The organism is Microbacterium sp. LWH7-1.2 (assembly GCF_038397755.1).
In the GTDB taxonomy this organism is placed as follows: Bacteria; Actinomycetota; Actinomycetes; order Actinomycetales; family Microbacteriaceae; genus Microbacterium.
The window spans coordinates 596,115-615,340 of record NZ_CP151637.1 but is presented as its reverse complement, the minus strand read 5'-3'; the positions used below and the strand labels follow the sequence as shown (position 1 = coordinate 615,340).

At 70.3% G+C, this 19,226-nt stretch carries 19 protein-coding genes; 7 read left to right on the top strand and 12 right to left on the bottom strand.

What is annotated here, in order from left to right:
- Positions 1-64 precede the first annotated feature (64 nt).
- Both lipB and lipA read left to right on the top strand, forming a co-directional pair.
- On the top strand, positions 65-742 hold the full coding sequence (lipB, locus tag MRBLWH7_RS02930; RefSeq protein ID WP_342001888.1) for a lipoyl(octanoyl) transferase LipB: 678 nt from the start codon (positions 65-67) through the stop codon (positions 740-742).
- Positions 739-1,770, top strand: coding sequence for a lipoyl synthase (lipA, locus tag MRBLWH7_RS02925; RefSeq protein WP_341998990.1), 1,032 nt, complete (start codon positions 739-741; stop codon positions 1,768-1,770). Before lipB ends, lipA begins: the two co-directional genes overlap by 4 nt.
- Before the next feature lie 11 nt (positions 1,771-1,781).
- Here lipA and MRBLWH7_RS02920 read toward each other — a convergent pair whose 3' ends face one another.
- From MRBLWH7_RS02920 to smc, 3 genes are all read right to left on the bottom strand, one after another.
- Positions 1,782-2,282, bottom strand: coding sequence for a DUF2004 domain-containing protein (locus MRBLWH7_RS02920; protein ID WP_159843749.1), 501 nt, complete (start codon positions 2,280-2,282; stop codon positions 1,782-1,784).
- A gap of 81 nt (positions 2,283-2,363) precedes the next feature.
- On the bottom strand, positions 2,364-3,236 hold the full coding sequence (gene ftsY, locus MRBLWH7_RS02915; protein WP_341998986.1) for a signal recognition particle-docking protein FtsY: 873 nt from the start codon (positions 3,234-3,236) through the stop codon (positions 2,364-2,366).
- A gap of 20 nt (positions 3,237-3,256) precedes the next feature.
- On the bottom strand, positions 3,257-6,808 hold the full coding sequence (gene smc, locus MRBLWH7_RS02910; RefSeq protein ID WP_341998984.1) for a chromosome segregation protein SMC: 3,552 nt from the start codon (positions 6,806-6,808) through the stop codon (positions 3,257-3,259).
- Between the two features lie 493 nt (positions 6,809-7,301).
- Between smc and MRBLWH7_RS02905 the strand changes: the two genes are divergently transcribed.
- From MRBLWH7_RS02905 to MRBLWH7_RS02895, 3 genes are all read left to right on the top strand, one after another.
- Entirely contained in the window at positions 7,302-7,556 is a 255-nt protein-coding gene (locus tag MRBLWH7_RS02905) for a hypothetical protein (protein ID WP_341998982.1), read from the top strand.
- Between the two features lie 84 nt (positions 7,557-7,640).
- Positions 7,641-8,723 (top strand): GNAT family N-acetyltransferase, encoded by a 1,083-nt coding sequence (locus tag MRBLWH7_RS02900; RefSeq protein WP_341998980.1) that lies wholly within the window; start codon positions 7,641-7,643, stop codon positions 8,721-8,723.
- Positions 8,716-9,816, top strand: coding sequence for a GNAT family N-acetyltransferase (locus MRBLWH7_RS02895; RefSeq protein WP_341998978.1), 1,101 nt, complete (start codon positions 8,716-8,718; stop codon positions 9,814-9,816). Before MRBLWH7_RS02900 ends, MRBLWH7_RS02895 begins: the two co-directional genes overlap by 8 nt.
- A gap of 24 nt (positions 9,817-9,840) precedes the next feature.
- Here the strand turns inward: MRBLWH7_RS02895 and mutM are convergent, their stop codons facing one another.
- Genes mutM through MRBLWH7_RS02860 form a run of 7 tightly spaced genes read right to left on the bottom strand, consistent with a single transcriptional unit; the run spans position 9,841 to position 15,649 of the window.
- On the bottom strand, positions 9,841-10,788 hold the full coding sequence (gene mutM / locus MRBLWH7_RS02890) for a bifunctional DNA-formamidopyrimidine glycosylase/DNA-(apurinic or apyrimidinic site) lyase (RefSeq protein WP_341998976.1): 948 nt from the start codon (positions 10,786-10,788) through the stop codon (positions 9,841-9,843).
- On the bottom strand, positions 10,781-11,482 hold the full coding sequence (gene rnc / locus MRBLWH7_RS02885; protein ID WP_341998974.1) for a ribonuclease III: 702 nt from the start codon (positions 11,480-11,482) through the stop codon (positions 10,781-10,783). Before rnc ends, mutM begins: the two co-directional genes overlap by 8 nt.
- Before the next feature lie 19 nt (positions 11,483-11,501).
- Positions 11,502-11,711, bottom strand: coding sequence for a 50S ribosomal protein L32 (gene rpmF / locus MRBLWH7_RS02880; RefSeq protein WP_045297913.1), 210 nt, complete (start codon positions 11,709-11,711; stop codon positions 11,502-11,504).
- A gap of 33 nt (positions 11,712-11,744) precedes the next feature.
- The gene (locus tag MRBLWH7_RS02875; RefSeq protein ID WP_342001885.1) at positions 11,745-12,281 is read right to left on the bottom strand and encodes a DUF177 domain-containing protein; all 537 of its coding nucleotides are present in this window, start codon (positions 12,279-12,281) and stop codon (positions 11,745-11,747) included.
- A gap of 41 nt (positions 12,282-12,322) precedes the next feature.
- Positions 12,323-12,820, bottom strand: a complete 498-nt coding sequence (gene coaD / locus MRBLWH7_RS02870; protein ID WP_341998970.1) for a pantetheine-phosphate adenylyltransferase — start codon at positions 12,818-12,820, stop codon at positions 12,323-12,325.
- A 41-nt stretch (positions 12,821-12,861) separates the two neighbouring features.
- Entirely contained in the window at positions 12,862-15,024 is a 2,163-nt protein-coding gene (locus MRBLWH7_RS02865; protein ID WP_341998967.1) for an ATP-dependent DNA helicase RecG, read from the bottom strand.
- 37 nt (positions 15,025-15,061) lie between these two features.
- Positions 15,062-15,649, bottom strand: a complete 588-nt coding sequence (locus tag MRBLWH7_RS02860; protein WP_341998965.1) for a hypothetical protein — start codon at positions 15,647-15,649, stop codon at positions 15,062-15,064.
- Positions 15,650-15,740: 91 nt separating this feature from the next.
- On the opposite strand from MRBLWH7_RS02860, the gene rsmD reads away from it, so the two are divergent.
- Positions 15,741-16,304: a 16S rRNA (guanine(966)-N(2))-methyltransferase RsmD gene (rsmD, locus tag MRBLWH7_RS02855; RefSeq protein WP_341998962.1), complete on the top strand. Its 564-nt coding sequence runs from the start codon at positions 15,741-15,743 to the stop codon at positions 16,302-16,304.
- Here the strand turns inward: rsmD and MRBLWH7_RS02850 are convergent.
- A complete protein-coding gene (locus tag MRBLWH7_RS02850; RefSeq protein ID WP_341998961.1) occupies positions 16,262-17,632 on the bottom strand; it encodes a serine hydrolase in 1,371 nt (456 codons plus the stop codon). The genes rsmD and MRBLWH7_RS02850 overlap by 43 nt on opposite strands.
- A 34-nt stretch (positions 17,633-17,666) precedes the next feature.
- Positions 17,667-18,662: a thiamine-phosphate kinase gene (thiL, locus tag MRBLWH7_RS02845; protein ID WP_341998959.1), complete on the bottom strand. Its 996-nt coding sequence runs from the start codon at positions 18,660-18,662 to the stop codon at positions 17,667-17,669.
- 57 nt (positions 18,663-18,719) lie between these two features.
- On the opposite strand from thiL, the gene MRBLWH7_RS02840 reads away from it, so the two are divergent.
- Positions 18,720-19,217 (top strand): DUF3515 family protein, encoded by a 498-nt coding sequence (locus tag MRBLWH7_RS02840; RefSeq protein ID WP_341998957.1) that lies wholly within the window; start codon positions 18,720-18,722, stop codon positions 19,215-19,217.
- Positions 19,218-19,226: the final 9 nt, after the last annotated feature.

Sequence of the window (19,226 nt, the reverse complement as noted above, 5' to 3'; positions counted from 1 at the left end):
CAGGCGTCCCGGCCATGCCGCAGGCACGACGCCATCACCCGCTGCGGATGTATTGTTGGACGCGATCCATCAATCGCCACAAGCGAACGAGCGAAGGAGCACGATGCTCGACATCCGGACCGTCGGCCTCTCCCCCGACTATGTGCCGTACCTCGACGGATGGGCGCTGCAGCGCAGCATCCACGCCGATGTGGTCGCGGGGACCCGTCCCGACACGCTCCTGCTGCTCGAACACGAGCCCGTGTACACGGCGGGGGCGCGGACCGCGCGTCATGAGCGGCCCACCGACGGCACGCCCGTGGTCGACGTCGACCGCGGCGGCAAGATCACCTGGCACGGACCCGGCCAGCTGGTCGGGTACCCGATCGTCCGCCTCGCCGAGCCGGTGGACGTGGTCGCGCACGTGCGCCGCCTCGAGCAGCTCCTGATCGACGCATTGCGCGAGTTCGACATCGACGGCTACCGCGTCGAGGGGCGCAGCGGCGTGTGGGTTCGCCGACCGCTCGGCGAGGACAAGGTCGCGGCCATCGGCGTGCGCGTGCAGCGCGGCGTCACGATGCACGGCTTCGCGCTGAACTGCGACAACACGCTGGCGGGCTTCCGAGGGATCATCCCATGCGGGATCACGGATGCCGGCGTCACGACCGTGAGCGAGATCGCCGGCGCCGACATCTCGCCCAGCGACGTGATCGACACCGTCTCGCGGGTCTTCGCCGACGACTTCGCGGGGGTGCCGGCATGAGCACCTGTGGCACGCCGGCTTCAGCATCCGCGCCGTCCTCCGCTCCCGACGGCCGGAAGCTCCTGCGTCTGGAGGTCCGCAACGCACAGACCCCGATCGAGCGCAAGCCCGAGTGGATCAAGACGCGGGCCAAGATGGGGCCCGAGTACCAGGCACTGCATTCGCTCGTGAAGACCGAGGAGCTTCACACCGTCTGCCAGGAGGCCGGCTGCCCCAACATCTACGAGTGCTGGGAGGACCGCGAGGCCACGTTCCTCATCGGCGGCTCGCAATGCACGCGCCGCTGCGACTTCTGCCAGATCGACACCGGCAAGCCCGCCGACTACGACACCGACGAGCCCCGCCGCGTCGCCGAGAGCGTCGTGCGCATGAACCTCCGCTACGCCACCGTCACGGGAGTAGCCCGCGACGACCTGGCCGACGGCGGAGCGTGGCTGCACGCCGAGACGGTGCGGGCGATCCACGCGGCGAACCCGAACACGGGTGTCGAGATCCTCGCGACGGACTTCAACGGCGACGCGGCGCTGCTCGGCGAGGTGTTCGACAGCCGCCCCGAGGTCTTCGCCCACAACGTGGAGACCGTGCCGCGCATCTTCAAGCGCATCCGGCCCGCGTTCCGGTACGAACGCTCGCTCGACGTCCTCACGCAGGCGCGCGACGCCGGGCTCATCACCAAGTCGAACCTCATCCTCGGCATGGGCGAGGAGCCGGAGGAGGTCGTGCAGGCGCTCGAGGACCTGCATGGGGCGGGCACCGACATCATCACCATCACGCAGTACCTGCGCCCCTCGCCGCGTCACCTTCCGGTGGCACGCTGGGTGAAGCCGCAGGAGTTCGTCGAGTTCAAGGAGGCGGCCGAGCGGATCGGGTTCCTCGGTGTGCTGGCCGGCCCGCTCGTGCGCTCGTCGTACCGCGCCGGGCGCCTGTGGGCGCAGTCGATGATCTCGAAGGGACGGGAGATCCCGCCGCACCTGGCGCATATCGCCGAGGACGTGCACGTCGAGCGCGGGTTCGCCCAGGCGGTCTGAACCCGAGGACGCTAGTCGGCGCTCGTCACCGACAGCACCCCGCCGTCGGAGTCGAGGTTCACCAGCAGCACGTCGTCGGTGGCGTCGGGGTCGAGCGCGTACTCGAGCACGGCGAACGGGTCGGAACCTCCGTGCTCGTCAGCGAGGATCGTCATGCTCATCAGCTGCAGCGAGCGGATCACGTCGATGTGCACGTCGCCCGAGATGTCGACGAGCGTGTCCTCAAGGGCGTCGCCGAGAGCCTCCTGCTGCTGCAGGATGTACTCGGTCACCTCGCTGGTACGGTCGCTCAGCTCGTTGACCATCGCGTTGCGGGCGCTGCGATCGATGTCTTCGATCGACGAGATGAGCGCGGCTGCCACATCGAGGGCCGCCTCCGACACGTCGTCCTGGTCGGGTGCCGTGAGATCCACCGTGACGGACTGGTCTCCCAGTTCGACGTTCTCCGACCAGAAGATCGATCCGTCAGGCCCCGATTCGAGGAGTCCGAAGTAGTCGTGCTCGATCGCCATGACCCCATGAAACCGCAACGAGCGCGTCGGCGATAGCCCGAACCCGGCATGGCGCGGATTCGGTTCGAAGGGGCCCCGGACTCAGTCGACGAGCGACGCCGCGAACACGTGCGGTGTGAAGCCGGTGAGGTCTCCGATGCCCTCGCCCTGACCGAGCAGCTTGACCGGGATTCCGGTCCGCTCCTGCACGGCGAGGACGAATCCGCCCTTGGCGGAACCGTCGAGCTTCGTGAGCACGAGGCCCGTGACGCCCGCGTGCTCCAGGAAGGCCTGGGCCTGCATCACGCCGTTCTGCCCGGTCGTGGCGTCGAGGACGAGCAGCACCTCGCTGATCGGCGCCTGCTTCTCGATGACGCGACGGATCTTGGTGAGCTCGTCCATCAGGCCACCCTTGGTGTGCAGGCGTCCTGCGGTGTCGACGAGGACGATCTCCGTGCCGGTGTTCTTGGCGTACTCGATGGTCTGGAAGGCGACGGATGCCGGATCCTGACCCTCCTGCTGCGGCCGGACGATCGTCGCACCGCCGCGCTCGGCCCACGTCGCGAGCTGGTCGACGGCCGCGGCGCGGAACGTGTCGGCCGCGCCGACCACGACCGAGCGGCCGTAGCGCTGCAGGAACTTCGCGAATTTGCCGATCGTGGTCGTCTTGCCGACGCCGTTGACGCCGACGACCAGCACGACCGCGGGCCGCTCGGTGAGGCGCAGCGTCGTGTCGAACTTCGCGAAGTGCTCCTCGAGCGTCTCCTTCAGCATCCGCTGGAGATCCCTCGGGTCGGTGGTGCGGTAGCGCTCCACCTTCTCGCGCAGCTCGTCGACGATGCGCTCGGTGATGTCGGGGCCGAAGTCCGCGGTGAGCAGCGCGGTCTCGAGGTCGTCCCACGTGGTCTCGTCGATCGTGGGCTTGACGAACATGCCACGCAATGCGCGACCGAGCGACCAGGAGCTCTCTGCCATGCGTCTAAGCCTAGGGTCGGTCAGGAGGCGGCGCGTTCGGCGATGCGCTGGCCCACCACGGCCGAGACGCCGTCCTGGCGCATCGACACGCCGTACAGCGCGTCGGCGATCTCCATCGTGCGCTTCTGATGGGTGATGACGATGAGCTGGCTGGAGGCCCGCAGCTGCTCGAACACGCCGAGGAGGCGCCCGAGGTTGGCATCGTCGAGCGCGGCCTCTACCTCGTCGAGGATGTAGAACGGACTCGGACGCGCCTTGAAGATCGCGGTCAGCAGCGCCACCGCCGCGAGCGAGCGCTCCCCGCCCGACAGCAGGGAGAGACGCTCGATCTTCTTGCCGACCGGCCGGACCGCCACCTCGATCCCCGTGGTGAGCGGGGAATCCGGGTCCGTGAGCGCGATCGAGCCGGTTCCCCCCGGGAACAGGATCGGGAATACCTCTCCGAACGCGATCTTCGTGTCCTCGAACGCGGCGAGGAAGATGATCTGCATGCGCTCGTCGAGCTCTTCGATGATCGTCAACAGGTCCCTGCGGGTCTGGGTGAGATCGGCGAGCTGCTCGGTCATGAACTTGTGACGCTGCTCGAGCGCTTCGAACTCCTCGAGGGCGAGCGGGTTCACCCGGCCGAGCTGAGCCAGCTTCCGCTCGGCATCCTGCAGGCGTCGGCGCTGCTGGGCGCGGTCATATGCGACGGATGCCGCCTCCGCGGCGCCGTCGTGATCATCAGGCGCGGGCTCCGCGGCCGGATCCAACGGAACGGGCTCATCCGGTCCATATTCCGAAACAAGAATGTCTTCGTCCAGACCGAGTTCGGACTTCACACGCTCGAGCAGTCCCGTCACGTGGAGGCGCTTCTCGTGGATCTGCAACTCGAGGCTGTGGACGCTCTCGGTGAGCCCGGCCAAGCGCTCTCGCACGGCGTTCTCCTGGCTGCGCAGCTCGCCGAGTTCGGCGGTGACGGCGGTGCGCTCGGATTCCGCGGCGGCGAGCTCGGCGCGGGCCTGCGCGAGGGAGCGGTCGACGGAGTCGATCAGCGCGGGCAGCTGACCTGCGACCCCGGCGGCGATCTCGCGCTGCGCGCGGCGGACCACGGCTCGCCGCGCCGCCTCGGCGGCGGCCTCGCGTTCGCGCTCGCGCTGGCGCTCGAGCGCGACCACGCGCGCTTCCCCCGCCCGGATGCGTTCGCGGAGCGTCTCGACGTCGAGGCGCGAGCGCATCTCGCCGTCGCGCGCCTCTTCGAGGGCGGCGAGCAAGCCCTCGCGCGCGGAGGCATCGAGGATCGGGCGGGGCACCTCGAGAGCCGAGGTGAGCTGTTCCTCCGCGGACCGCGCCGATCCCTCGGCCTCCTCGACGGCCGCGGCTGCCTGGGCGAGCCCGGCCGCGAGTCGCTCGCACTCGGCGACGGCCGCCTCGTGCCGCACCGAGGCCCGATTGACCTGCTCGGCGTGCGCGGCGAGGGCCGCGTCATGCTCGCGGAGGGTCGCGAGCGTCGTCTTCGTGCGGAGGCGCGCCGACTCGAGCTCGCGGGTCGCTTCGGTCAGTGCTTCGCGCAGCGAGTCCGCCACGACGGCGATCTCGTCGCGGCGGTCGGCCGCAGCATCCCGTTCCGCCGCGAGCTCCAGCCGCGATCGCGAGGCTCCCGCGCCCGCACGCAGGGAGTACTCAGTGTACACCTCGCCACGACGCGTCACGAGGGTGATCGGGCCGCCCAGCTCGGCATCCGCCAGCGTCGGGCCGGCGTCGCGAGCGCTGTCGAGGTCGTCGGCGACGACGACGTACGAGAGCAGCCCGAGTACGCCCTCGGGCGCCGTGACGACCTCGTGCGCCGGCACGATCCCACGCAGCGCGGGGAATGCCGGGCGCATCACGCCGGCCGATGCGATCACGATGTCGACGACACCTGCTTCGGCGTCCCGCGCGGCGTCGGCGACGGCGAATGCGCTCTCGCGGTCCTCGACGAGCACGCCCTCGGCGATCGGGCCGAGCACCGCCGCGATCGCGGCCTCGAATCCCGGCTTGACCTGGACGGCGTCGCCGACCAGTCCGCGGACGCCGTCGCGGCCCTCCGCGAGGAGCGACGACGCGCCGTTCTTCACATCGAGGGCCCGGCTCAGTGCGGCTGTCTGCGCGGTCAGCGCGTCGCGCTCGCGCTCGGCGGCGTGGAGGCGCTCCCGGAGCGAGGAGACGGCCGACTCGGACTCGGTGGCGTCGCGCTGCGCCCGCTCATAGGCGGCGGCAAGGTCCGCCGACGACTCCTCAGGCACGAGATCGGGGTCCACGCCGGCGAGGATCTGTTCGGCCTCCGCGCGGCGTGCGAGCGCGGCATCCAGCGCCTTCTGCTGACGTTCGACGGCTGTGCGCACGGCTGCGAGGGCGGATGCGGCCGCCTCTGCGGTACCGCGCAGCGCCGTGATGCGCATGTCGTGCTCCGAGATCAGCGCGCTCTGCGCGGCGATGTCGACGTCGAGCGCGTCGAGCTCGGCGCGGGCGCGCACGACGCCGCGACCGGCCTCGGCGACGGCATCCTGCGCGGCGCCGAGGCCGTCGGAGACGTCGTCGATCTCCGCGCGAGCCTCGTCGATCATCGCCTGCGAGACGGTCGTCAGCTCGATGCGGTCCTCGTCTTCGGCGTCGCCGAGAAGGGCGAGCCGCTGACCGGCCAGCGCGTACAGGCCGCGCAGGCGCTCCTGCACCCGTTCGAGCCCGAAGGCCACGCGGCGCGCGCGGTCGACGTTCTCGGACCGCTGGTCGCCCTCGAGCTGTTCGATGCGCACGCGTACATTGTCGAGCCGCTCCTGCAGCACCATGCGCTCGGCGTGGCGCTCGTGCTCGCTCTGCGCGTGCGACGCGAGCTCGGCGCGCAGGCCCACGATCTCGTCGGCGAGAAGGCGCGCCTTCGCGTCGCGCACGACGGCGGCGATCGTCGCCGCCTCGCGGGCGATCTCAGCCTGGCGGCCGAGCGGCTTGAGCTGCCGGCGCAGCTCCCCGGCGAGGTCGCTCAGACGCGTGAGGTTTGCTTCCATCGCGTCGAGCTTGCGGAGGGTCTTCTCCTTGCGCCGGCGGTGCTTGAGGATGCCGGCCGCCTCCTCGATGAAGCCCCTGCGGTCTTCGGGCGTCGCCTGCAGCACGCTGTCGAGGCGGCCCTGCCCGACGATCACGTGCATCTCGCGACCGAGTCCCGAATCGCTCAGCAGCTCCTGCACGTCGAGCAGCCGGCAGGACTCGCCGTTGATCGCGTACTCGCTCGAGCCGTTCCGGAACAGCGTGCGGCTGATCGTCACCTCGGAGTACTCGATCGGGAGAGCACCGTCGCTGTTGTCGATGGTGAGCTGCACCTCGGCGCGGCCGAGCGGCCCGCGCGTCGCGGTGCCGGCGAAGATGACGTCCTCCATCTTGCCGCCGCGAAGGGTCTTGGCTCCCTGCTCCCCCATCACCCACGCCAGCGCGTCGACGACGTTGGACTTGCCGGAGCCGTTGGGACCGACGATGCATGTCACCCCGGGTTCGAGGGCGAATGTCGTCGGCTGGGCGAACGACTTGAACCCTTTGAGCGTCACGCTCTTCAGGTGCATGGATTCGCCCCCCACCCCGGTCGTTTACCCGCCTACGCTACCGGAGCCCAGCACACCCGCCCGGAAGACCGGCCGTGGCGCAGGGGGATCCCGCGACACGCCATGGAATCACCGAATCTGCGAGAAAGCTTGACGTCGGTATCCCGCACCCGCTAACGTCACTCTCTGCGTCTGAAGTCGAGAAAGGAGGTCCCCCGGATGATGCTGATGACTCCAACTGGAATCGCCGCCCGCGATGGCGGAGCGATTCGTGCCGTCGCGTCGGGGACCGTCTCCTTCGGCGCTGTGCTGAGCGGCCGCTTCCCCGCCGCCATCTGATCCCCGCAGGGGACGAGTCTGCCCGCTTCCGGGCGGGAACCGTCTGCTGCGCCGCACCCGCTTCATGGTGCTGAGCGCGCTCCCCCTGCGATCTCGTCCCGTCGTGCTGCGGCACGGCATCCCCGCCTCCGAGCGCCCGCTCGAGGCATCACTCCCATCTGGAAAGAGCACCATCATGAACAGTCTCCACGCGCCGCAGCGCCCGTCGGGCCTTCCCGATACGCTGCGGCTCCCGAGCCGCGACGACCGCATCTCGTTCCTGGACCGTCTCGCCCTGCACGCCGGGGTGCGACTGCTGCTGTGGAGCGCGCAGAGGACGCGACTCGTCGACGATCGGACCCGGCACTCAGCTGCGTTCCGTCAGCAAGAGGAGGCCGACGAGCGCAGTCGTGCCTACCTCCGCGGGGTCCTCCTCGCGCACCGGCTGTGACGGCCACCAGGTCCGCCGCCCGCACGCGGGCGGCGGACCGCCCCCCCTCACCCGCATACATCGACACCACAAGGACGCACCGAAATGACCACCATCACGGGGCTGGAGTTCCGCCCCCTCGTCGTACCCGCCTCCATCGACGCACCCGACGCCAGCGACTTCGTCGAGATGGTGCGCGTGCGCAACCTCATCTACCGCGAGATCTCCGGGCACGACGACCACCGCATCACCGCCGACGAACTCCTGCCGCACTACCGGCCCTCCGAGTACCAGACCCGGCTCAGCTGGGTGATCGTCGACGACGGCGCGATCGTCGGCCGCATCGGCGTCGACATCCCCCTCGAGGAAGGCTCGACCGCGGCATTCTGGCTCATCGAGATGCTCCGCGAGAGGTGGGGCCGCGGCATCGGCTCGGCGGCCTACGAGCTCGTCGAGCGCACGGCACGCGAGCACGGCCGCACGGTGCTGCAGTCCTGGGCCGAGCACCCCGCCGCGGCCGGGCCTCAGCTCGCACCGCCGACCGGTTTCGGCGAGATCCCCGAGGATCACGTCGCGCGGTTCTATCTCCGCCACGGCTACAAGCTCGAGCAGGTCGAGCGCAACAGCGCCTTCGACCTCACCGGATCGTTCGACGGTGTCGAGCGACTCCTCGCGGAGGCGCGGGCCGCATCGTCTGCCTATCGCGTCGTCCAGTGGTCGGCACCGACCCCCGAGGAATACGTCGCAGGCTACGCGTGGATGAAGTCCCGCATGTCGACCGATGCGCCCGCTGCGGCGCTCGAGTTCGACGAGGAGACGTGGGATGCCGCGCGGATCGCCGAACACGACGCACGCTACACATCGTCGGGGCGGACGATCCAGGTCACGGCCGCTCAGCACGTCGAGACCGGTGAGCTGTGCGCTTTCAACGAGCTGGTGATCGGCAAGGATCGCACCGAGGCAAGTCACCAGGAGGACACGCTGGTCCTCAAAGAGCACCGCGGGCACAAGCTCGGGACGCTCGTGAAGTGCGCCGGGCTGCTGTCCTGGCGCGAGATCGCGCCGGACTCGGCGCGAGTCATCACCTACAACGCGGAGGAGAACCGGCCCATGCTGGACATCAACGAGGCGATCGGCTTCGCGCCGATCGCGTACGAGGGGGCGTGGAAGAAGGTGCTCGATGACTGATCTGGCCGAAACCGGCGTCGTGACCGTCCAGCGGATCGTCGTCCCCGAGAGGGCGGACGCGCCCGACGCCCGGGTGTTCCTCGAGATGGTGCGGATCGCCAACGCGGTCTGCCTCGAGGACGCCGGACACGACTACCTGCACGAGGAGCCCGACGAGATGCTCGGATTCTGGCAGGACCAGACGGACTGGACCCAGCTCGGGTTCGCCGCGCTCCGCGGCGACGAGGTTCTCGGGGCCGTGAAGCTGATGATCTCGAACGAGGCGGACGCGAGCACGGTCGAATTCGACCTCATGGTCGACCCGCCGCACCGCGGTCGTGGTCTCGAGGAGCTGCTGCTCGCCGAGGTCGAACGGGAGGCGCGCGAGCGCGGACTCGCCACGATCCAGACCTGGACGCTTCATCGACCGGATGCTGCGGGCCCCCGCTTGCAGCCGTCCACAGGGTGGGGTGCGATCCCTGCTGACGATGCGCAGACGAGATTCCAGCTGGCGAGCGGCTTCACGCTCGAGCAGGTGGAGCGCAACAGCGTGTTCGATCTGACCGGCGACCTCGCCCTCGTCGAGCAGATGCTCGCGGACGCCGTCGCGGTGGCCGGGGACGAGTACCGACCGATCCAGTGGACGTCGCCGACGCCGCCCGAATACATCGACGGGTTCGCCTACGCGCTGTCGCGCATGTCGACCGACGTGCCTGCCGGTGGCCTGGTCATCGACGAGCAGCATTGGGACGCCGCGCGGGTCGAGCGGCGGGATGCCCGCCTGAAGGCGCAGGGGCTCACCGTCTCGGTGGCCGCCGTGGTTCACGCGCCGACGGGGCGGATCGCCGCGTACAACGAGCTCGTGATCGGCGAGGACCGTTCCGGTGCGACGCAGCAGTACGGGACGCTGGTCGTGAAGGAGCACCGTGGTCACCGCCTCGGCACGATCGTCAAGTGCGCGAACCTGCTGCGCTGGCGCGATCTGGTTCCGGAGTCGCCGCGAGTCTCGACGTTCAACGCCGAGGAGAACCGCCACATGCTCGACATCAACGAGACGATCGGCTTCGTGCCGGCCTCCTACGCCGGCGCGTGGAAGAAGGTGCTCGAACTCTGATCTCCAGCGCACGCCGGAGTCGGTTCAGACGTGTGCCGCGCTCGGTCGGTCCACACCCGGGCGCGGCACTCGCTGACAATGCGCGCAGAAGTGACTCGAGCGATTCGTGAACGACACGCGCACGATCGGACGGCCGCATCGGGGGCACGGCTCCCCGGTGCGGCCGTATGCGTTGAGCGAGTGGGCGAAGTAGCCGGCCTGACCGTTGACGTTGACGTACTGCGCGTCGAAGCTCGTGCCGCCTTCGGCCAGCGCCTTGTCGAGCACGTGGCGTATCTCGGCGAGCAGGCGGTTCACCGCACGGGTCGGCAGTGCGCGAGCAGACGTCTCGGGGTGGATGCGCGCGGCCCACAGCGACTCGTCGGCGTAGATGTTGCCCACTCCACTGACGACCGTCTGATCGAGCAGAACTCGCTTGATCGCCGAGTCCTTGCGCGCGAGGAGTCGTCGAAATCCCGCATCCGAGAACGCCGGATCGAGCGGGTCGCGTGCGATGTGCGCCACCTGCGCCGGGACGGATGCCTCGTCCCACCCGTAGCCTCCGGGCGCGCCGTCTGGCGTGGCGATCAGGTCGTCGATCGCGAGTGAGCCGAAGGTGCGCTGATCGGCGAAGACGACGGAGAGCTCTCCGTGGACGGGATGAGCGAGGTCGATGCGCACACGCTCGTGCCGCTCGGGGGCCGTACCCGGGGCGCGCAGCAGCATCTGCCCGCTCATGCCGAGATGGCCGATCACCGCCTCGTCGGACGAGGTGCCGAGGGATTCCGACCGCAGTGGAAGCCACAAGAACTTGCCACGCCGGGCGGCGGCGCTCACGACGCGTCCGGTCAGGCGCGATTCGAAGTCCGCACCGTCACCGACGTGTCGCGTCAGTGCGCGCTCGTCGAGCACGGTGACGCCGATCACGAGTGCGCTGCTGACAGCGGGGGCGAGGCCTGCGCGGACGACCTCGACCTCGGGAAGCTCAGGCACGCCCGCTGAGCGCGCGCCACGCTGTGAGCGCAGCGGCCATCTCGGCGTGCTTCTTGCTGGTGCCCGCGCCCTCTGCCGACAGCTCACCCACCGTCACGATCGCCGTGAAGCGCCGGTCGTGATCGGGTCCGGTCGAGGTCACCACGTACATCGGGGGCAGCAACCCGCCGTGCGCGGCGAGCTCTTGCAGCGCGGTCTTCGGGTCCATCGCCGCCCCGTAGCGTTCCGGGTCCGCGAGGAGCGGCTCCACGAGTCGCAGCACCAGGCCGGTCGCGGCATCCGATCCCGCCGACAGGTAGGTCGCGCCGAAGATCGCCTCCATGGTGTCGGCGAGGATCGAGTCCTTGTCACGCCCGCCGGTGAGGATCTCGCCCCGACCCAGCTTGAGGTGCGCGCCGAGGCCGATGCCCCGGGCGATCTCGGCGAGGGCCACCGTCGAGACGACGCTGGCACGCCGCTTCGCCAGGGCGCCCTCTTCGAGCTCGGGGTGACCGGTGAACAGGCGCACCGTCACGGCGAGGCCCAGCACGGAGTCGCCGAGGAACTCGAGACGCTCGTTGTGCGGAACCTGCCCGTTCTCATACGCCCACGAGCGATGGGTCAGCGCCAGCGACAGAAGCTCGGCGTCGATATCGACTCCGAGCTTCTGTGTGAGGTCTGAGAGCGTGGTGCGCTCCGCTGCGACGTCTGTCACGTCAGACCGTGCGCGACGATCAGACGTCGGCGACCTTGCGGCCCTTGTACTCGAGGAACAGCTCGGTGCCCTGCGAGTCGGTGACGACCTTCGCCTGGTGCGGACGGCTGTAGACGGTCTTGCCGTTCTCGACGGTCTTGACGAGCGTGGGGGCCTCGGCCTTCCACTGCGCGCGACGCGAGCGAGTGTTGGAGCGGGAGACCTTCCGCTTCGGGGGGTTACCTGCCATGGCTAGCTCTCTTCTGTGTTCTCGACGCCGCTGTCAGCCGCGGGGGCGCGGTGCATCGTCGTCGTGGCTCGTGGTGAAGTCCTGGAGCGCGGCCCATCGTGGATCGAGAGGCTCGCTCTGCGGCGTTCCGGCGTTCTCGGCCAGTCGCTCACCCGTGATCGGATCTAATCCGGGGCAATCCGGCTGGCACACCGGCTGAAACGGAAGCGACAGGACGACCGCTTCCCTGACCAGAGTTTCAAGATCCACGTGGTCGTCTTGAACCTCGAAGTCAGTTTCTTCCTCCCCAGGATACGCGAAAAGCTCCTGAAACTCGACTTTGAGCCCCTCGGCGATGTCGATGAGGCACCGGCTGCAGATGCCGGTGTACTCGGTGTCGACTTCTCCGGACACGAGAATGCCCTCGTGCACCGACTCGAGGCGTGCCTCGATGACGACGGGCTCACCCTCGGCGACGGCCACGAGCCCCTCCCCCCACTTCTCGGGAGCGGGAACCTCGAGGGTCTGCTCGCGCATCTCCCCGGCGCGGTGGGCGATGTCGCGGATCGGGAGGACGAACGGACCCGTCACATGCTTTCTGACCACGGCTCCAGCCTAGCCGCGGTTTCGGGTCAGAGGCCGCGCGCGCCGGTGTCGAGGAACCGGGCCACCGCCGGCGGCACGAACGGGGACACATCGCCGCCGAGGGACGCGACCTGACGCACCAGCGAGCTCGAGACGAGCGCGTGCGCGGGATCTGGCAGCAGGAAGACCGTCTCGACATGCGCGAGATGGCGGTTCACGATCGCCATCGGCGTCTCGTACGCCACATCGACCTGCGAGCGGATGCCCTTCACGAGGACGCCGGCGCCGACATCCGTCGCGTAATCCACCAGCAGGCCCATGCTCCACGAGGCGACGATCACGTCGCCTTCGATCTCGCTCTCGGCGATCGACTGCTCCAGCAGCGACTGACGCTGCGCGATCGGCAGCATCGCCTCCTTGCCGGGGTTGTGCACGACGAGGACGTGGAGTTGGTCGAAGAGGGAAGCGGCGCGGCGGATCACGTCGAGATGACCGAGGGTCGGCGGATCGAACGATCCCGGGACGACGGCGATCCGGCTGCTCATGCGATCCAGCCTAGTGGGACGGGCGGAGGCGCTCCGACGCCTCAGTTCTTGGCGAGGGCCGCGCGCTCGGCCATCCCGACGTTGCGCTCGAGCGCTGCCGTGAGCCCGGGATTCCGCTGCAGCGCAGGGTCGTCGGCCAGCACCTGCTCGGCAGCCACCCGCGCCTCGGAGATGATGTCGGCGTCCTTCACGACCCGCAGCAGCCGCAACGACGACCGCGCCCCGGACTGCGCGTCGCCGAGCACGTCGCCCTCGCCGCGGAGTTCGAGGTCGACCTCCGCCAGCGCGAAGCCGTCGAGAGTGGAGGCCACGGCGTCCACGCGCTCGCGGGCGGGCGTGCCGAGCGGCGCCTCGGTCACAAGGAGGCACAGCCCGGGGATCCCGCCGCGTCCGACGCGTCCGCGCAGCTGGTGCAGCTGCGACACGCCGAACCGGTCGGCTTCGAGGATCGCCATGGTCGACGCGTTCGGCACGTCGACGCCCACTTCGACGACGGTCGTCGCCACGAGCACGTCGACGTCGCCGCGGGCGAAGGCCTGCATGACAGCGTCCTTCTCGTCGGACGGCATCTTGCCGTGCAGGATCTCGACCCGGATGTTCGAGAACGACGGATGCCTCGACAGCAGGTCGGCGACCTGCACGACGCCCCAGCGGGTCCGGCTCGCCTCGCCACCGGTATCGCCGGCCGGCTCGTCGGCGGTGTCGTCCTTGGTGAGCTTCTCCGCGTCGATGGCGGCGCATACGACGAACGCCTGACGGCCCTGGGCGACCTCTTCGGCGATGCGCTCCCACACGCGCCCGAACCAGCTCGATCGCTCCGCCAGCGGCGCGACGTAGGTCTCGATCCCGGCGCGGCCGGCGGGCATCGTGCGGATCGTCGAGACGTCGAGGTCGCCGAACACCGTCATCGCGACCGTGCGCGGGATGGGCGTCGCGGTCAGCACCAGAGCGTGCGGAGAGGATCCCTTGGCGCGCAGCGACTCGCGCTGCTCGACGCCGAAGCGGTGCTGTTCGTCGACCACGACGAGGCCGAGGTCGGCGAAGGTCGTGCTCTCGCTCAGGAGCGCGTGCGTGCCGACGACGATGAGCGCCTGCCCCGACGCGGCCCGGAGCGCCGCCTTCCGGCGGTCGGCGGCCGGAAGCTGCCCGGTGAGGAGCGTCGGCATGAGCTCGGGAGCGAGCTGGGGACCCAGCATCCGTGCAATCGACCGCACGTGCTGCGCCGCGAGGACTTCGGTGGGCGCGATGAGCGCCGACTGCCCACCGGACTGCGCGACCTGGAGCATCGCGCGCAGGGCGACCAGCGTCTTGCCCGAGCCGACCTCGCCCTGGACGAGGCGGTTCATGGGCCAGTCACCCTGCAGATCCCTGGCGACGTCGTCGCCGACGGTCACCTGGTCTGGCGTCCGCGGGAACGGCAGGGCCGCGTCGAACCGCTCGAGCAGCGCGCCGGGCGTGCGCTTGGTCGCCGACAGGGCGCGGACGAACTGGCGCTGCTGCAGAAGAGCCACCTGGAGGACGAACGCCTCCTGCATGCGCAGCGTCGCACGTGCGGGCTCGATCTGGTCGAAGTCGGTCGGACGGTGGATGTGCTCGATCGCCGTGCGGGCGTCGATGAGGCCGTGCCGCGCGCGCAACTCCTCGGTGAGCGGCTCCGGGACCTCGCCGAGGCCGTCGAGGACGAGCTCCACGGTCTTCTGCAGCTGCCAGCTGGCGACCGTGCTGGTGGCCGGATAGATCGGGATGGGCAGGTTGGCGTTCGCCTGCACCTTCAGCCGCGCCGTGTCGGCGTCCTCGAAGAGCTCGTAATCGGGGTGCGCGAGCTGCTGCGCGCCTTTGTAGATGCCCACCTTGCCCGCGAAGATGCCCTGCCTGCCGGGCTGCAGGTCGCGCACCCGCCACGACTGGTTGAAGAAGGTCAGCGACATCTCGCCGTTGCCGTCGCTGATCACGACCTCGAGCAGCGACCCGTTCCGGTTCTTCATGCGTCGTTCGCTGACGCGGCGCACCTCGGCGACGATCGTCACCGGCTCGCCCAGCGGCAGCGTCGAGATCGGCGTCAGCTCTCCGCGCCGGGCGTAGCGGCGGGGATAGTGGACGAGGAGATCGCCGACCGTCTTCATGCCGAAGGCGCGCTCCAGCGTCGCCGCGGTTTTGCCGCCGATCGCGCCACCGAGGCTCGAGTCGAGGGTGAAGGCAGCCACGCCACGAGTCTAAGAGCGACCGGGGACGTCGCGTTGCTCAGGCGAAGATGGAGGAGACGATCTCTGAGAGGAATGCGCGCCCGTTGCGGTTCACCGTGGAGAGGTAGATCCACACCCCGTCGCGAGCGACGATCATCTCCTCGGTGTCGGTCCCCTGCCCGGGAAGCGCGCAGAAGTCGGCGCCGAAGTCGTCCGACACCTGGCACGTGTATCCCTCCGCGGGGAGGTCCGCCACCGCGGCGCTGACGGCGTCCGGTGTCGCGGTGCTGATGAGCAGAAGCATCCCGGTCGCATCGCCGACGATCCAGTCGCAGCCCAGCACGAGGGTGGCGCCCTCGGGAGCCGGCCGCACGAAGCCCTCGCCGTTGCTCTGCAGCGTCATGTCGCCGACCGCCGCCTGCCACGTCGCGGGCGTCGCCAGATTGTTGCAGTCCGTGGGGAGCGTGACGGACGCGGACTCGGTCGGTGACGGCGTCGGCGACGCGGTCGGCGACGACGAAGGCGATGCCGATGTCGTCGGCGATGTCGTCGGCGAGCCGCCGCCGCCCGCGCACCCCGCGAGCACGAGCCCGGCCGCGAGGAACGCGGTCACCGCGGACGAAACCCTGATGCCACTGCGATTCATGTCGACCCCCATCGATTCCGTGCTCCCCCACCCGTGATCATAGGGGCGCCCTCCGCGGGGCCGCACTGCGACGGACCGTTATCGTGAGAAGGTGACGCGCATCATCGCCGGGCGAGCGGGCTCGCTCATGCTCGATGTGCCGGACGCCGGCACCCGCCCCACGAGCGATCGTGTACGCGAGTCCCTCTTCGGGGCGCTGGAGTCCGCCGATGCGCTGCGCGGCGCCGCCGTGCTCGACCTCTATGCGGGCTCGGGCGCTCTGGGGCTCGAGGCGGTGAGTCGTGGTGCGGCGTCCGCCGACCTCGTCGAGAAGGCGCCGCGCGCGGCCACCATCGTGCAGCGCAACGCCGGCCGCGTCGCGAAGGCCGTGGGGACGGATGCCGCGATCCGCGTGCATCGTATGTCCTCCGACACGTTCCTTCGCTCGGCGCGAGGCCCGTTCGATCTGGTCTTCCTCGACCCGCCGTACGACATCGGCGAGACGGAGCTGTCATCGACGCTCGCGCTGCTCGTCCCGGTCCTCTCGCCGGGGGCGGACGTCGTGATCGAACGCGCCTCGCGCTCCCCCGAGCCGAGCCTGCCCGACGGACTCGTCGGCACGCGTTCGAAGCGCTACGGCGACACCGCGATGTGGTGGGCGACCACGGCCGGTTGATCCAGGGGATCGCCCTCCCAGACCTGGGTGCCGTCGAATCCGACGTCGCGCGTGATGCGCAGGTGACCCGACGCGGCGAGCTCGAGGTGGAACGTCGCCGCATCCCCGAGAAGGCGCACGTCGGCCCGGAAGGTCTCGTCGATCCAGCCGCCCGACACCGCGACCCGGTCGCCGTACCAGAAGCGATCCGCCCCAGGATCCGGCGGGAACGTCGCAGTCGACCACGACCCGGGCGTGCACGGCAGTGCCGACCCGTCGATCTCGAGGAGCCCGTCGCTCACGCGGAGCCGGCGGAGCGGCCCGTCGTAGTCGTGGGCGACCTCGCTGTCGCGCCGCTCCCCGTCGACCGCACGGATCGGCGTCGTCGCGACGAGGTCGGCCGGCTGCTCCTGCGTGCCGAACGCCGGGAGCAGTTCGTCCCAGATCGCGTCGAGCGGTGCCTGCATATCGGGCAGCCCACCGGTGATGGCGACGACGGCGTCGAATTCGGGGATCACCACGACGTACTGGCCGAACGCGCCGTCACCGCGGTACGCGCCGTGACGGCAACGCCAGAACTGGAACCCGTAGCCCTGGTTCCAGTCGCCGTTGCCGGGGTCGTTCGCCACCTGGCGACTCGTCGCCGCGTCGATCCACTCCGCCGGTACGAGCTGACGTCCCTCCCACAGGCCGCGTTGGAGGAGCAGCTGCCCGAACACGGCGAGCTCCTCCGGGCGGATGGAGAGGCCGAAGCCGCCGGCGTCGACGCCCGTGGGGCTCTGCTGCCACACGGGTGCGCGAAAGCCGAGCGGATCGAACAGACGCGGCTTCAGGTAGTCGAGAAGTCGCTCGCCGGTGACCGTCTGAAGGATCTGCGACAGCAGGTGCGTCGCCGGGGTGTTGTACATCCAGTGCGTGCCCGGCTCGTAGCGCAGCTCGGCTGAGAGGGCGCTCCGCGCCCAGTCGCGGTCGTCGAACGACGGCTCGGCCTCGTGACCCGTCGTCATGGTGAGCAGATGCCGCACCCGGAGATTGGCGAAGTGGGCGGACGGCCGCTCGGGTGCGAGGGCGGGGATCAGGTCGATCACGCGGTCGTCGATCCCCAGCCTTCCCTCGTGGACGGCGAGCCCGACGGCGATCGATGTGAAGCTCTTGCTCACCGAATACATCGCCGTCGGCAGGTCCCGCTGGTACGGCGCCCACGTCGACTCGGCGATGACGTGCCCGTGGCGCACGACGGTCAGCGTGTGGATGTGCGGGATGCGGTCGAGCGCGCCGATCAGGCGCGAGATCGCGGCGGACGGCACGGACTGACGCTCCGGCGTCGAGCGAGGCAGCAGCTGGGTCACCGTGCCACCGTAGCGGGCGCCCGGCGACCGCGGGTCATCCTGTTCCCGCATCCCAGTCGCGGTAGGGGTCCCAGCCGCCGCGGCCGTCGTGCGGCCGGCCGTCGACGACCACCGTGTGGTCGCCGCGCGGCTGCACCATCCCCACGCGGACGAAGCCGTGCGGCAGCGGGCGGTTCGCCGGGAAGGTCGCGAGCAGCGCGTGATCCTCGCCGCCCGCCAGGGCCGAGGGGACATCGGGTCCGAGCGACGCCGACTCGAGGGCGATCGTGACATCGGATGCTGCCGCCATGCGCGACGCATCGAGCACCAGGCCGTCCGAGACGTCCATCATCGCGGTGGCGCCCGCGTCCGCCGCCTCCGGCCCCAGCCACACCGGCGGTGACGGACGCAGCTGAGCCGCGAGGTCGGTGAGCTGCGCCTGGTCGAGGAGACTCTCGTCGACGGGGATCGGGTGGCCCGCGGCATCCGTGAACTGTTCGAAGAGGATGCCGAGCCCTCGCGCCGCGCGCCCCAGCTCGCCGGCGACGGCGACCAGATCGCCGGGTTCCGCGCCTGAGCGCAGCACCGGCGCACGCCCCGCGAGAGCCCCGAGCGCGGTGACCGCGATCGTGAGCGTGTCGGAGACGGTGAGATCGCCGCCCTCGACGCGGCAGCCGGGGGCGAGGTCCCGGCACGCGGCACGCAGGCCGTCGGCGATGCCGGTGACGAACGAGAGGCGCGTCGCATCGGGCATTGCGAGGGCCACGAGCAGTGCCGTGGGCGTCGCGCCCATGGCCGCCACGTCCGCGAGGTTGACGGCGGCCGCCTTGTAGCCGAGGTCGAACGCGCTCGACCACGCGAGGCGGAAGTCGGGGCCGTGGACGAGCGTGTCGACGGTCGCGACGACGCGGCCGTCCGCCGCGGCGATCACGGCGGCGTCGTCTCCCGGCCCGACGAGGGCGTTCGAGTCGCCGAGACGCTCCAGGATCCGGCGCAGGATGCGCCCTTCGCTGAGCTCGCCCACCGTCGGATCCCTGCGCTCGTCGACCACACGTCCACGCTACCGGTGCGGACGATCCGGGCCGCGCCGCCGGGTTAGCCTGGGACGGTGCGTGCTCTCCCCTCCCTGGTTGCGTTCGGCCTCGCGATGGTGGCCGCTGTCGGACTGACGGGCTGCACCGCGACCGTCGACCTCGACCCGGCGGAGGCCGCGAACGACCCGCTCTGCGCGGCGATCACCTCGAACCTTCCGGGCACGGTGAGCGGGCAGCCCCGCCGGTGGACCGATGCGCAGGCGACCGGGGCGTGGGGCGAGCCGGCGAAGGTGCTGCTGACGTGCGGCGTCGAGCCTCCGGGGCCGACCACGCTTCCCTGCCAGGACGTGGCGGGCGTGGACTGGATCATCGACGACTCCGACGCACCGCGCTTCCGCGTGACCACGTTCGGCCGCACGCCCGCCGTGGAGATCTACCTCGACACGACCGCCGACGAGAACGGCGACGGGGTGTCGAGCCGCGACGTGCTCGACGCACTGTCGCCGATCGTGAGCGTGCTCCCCGTCGACGGCCAGTGCCTTGATCGGGGCGACGCGACACCGGCCCCCTGAGCCTCGGGG